At 49.4% G+C, this 583-nt stretch carries 1 protein-coding gene; it reads left to right on the forward strand.

What is annotated here, in order from left to right:
- Window positions 1–210 precede the first annotated feature (210 nt).
- The coding region (locus PV433_RS11610; RefSeq protein WP_332072308.1) for a helix-turn-helix domain-containing protein at window positions 211–583 on the forward strand (373 nt) is incomplete at its 3' end.

The following is a 583-nucleotide window of genomic DNA, read 5'->3' on the forward strand; positions in this document are numbered from 1 at the left end:
CCACTTTCGGGAGCAGCCAGTCGAGCGGGGCATGACTCCATTTTAGACGAGATCCTAGCACCGGGCATTTACGACCCAACATTCAAAAAAACATTGGGCGGAATGAGTCCCACTTTCGGGAGCAGCCAGTCGAGCGCTAGTGCCCCATCTGAGATCGTAGTTGGAAAAATGGGTAAATAACCTTAACGACTACGACTCGGAGGGATTGCCATGACTTTGTACGTTCGTGAGTTATCCAATGAAGAAGGTAACAAACTGCTGCATATCGTCCGTAGAGGTACTGAACCGGTTGAGGTTCGACGTGCACTTCTGATCCTAGCCTCTGCACAGAAAATGAAAGTGCCTGAGATTAGCCGACTTTATCATATCTCTGGTGAACACATTCGAAAGACGATCCATCGTTTTAACGAAGAAGGAATGGGCTCTCTCAAGCCTAACTATGGCGGAGGTCGACCGCCGACATTCACGACGGAACAACGAGAGGCAATCATTGATTTGGCGCAGATCCCACCGCACACCATTGGGTATCCATTTACAAACTGGTCGCTTTCTAAATTGAAAGAAGCTGCTGAAGAGCGCGGCC

The sequence above is a fragment of the Paenibacillus sp. GYB004 genome (assembly GCF_036577605.1).
Lineage (GTDB): Bacteria > Bacillota > Bacilli > Paenibacillales > NBRC-103111 > Paenibacillus_AB > Paenibacillus_AB oceani.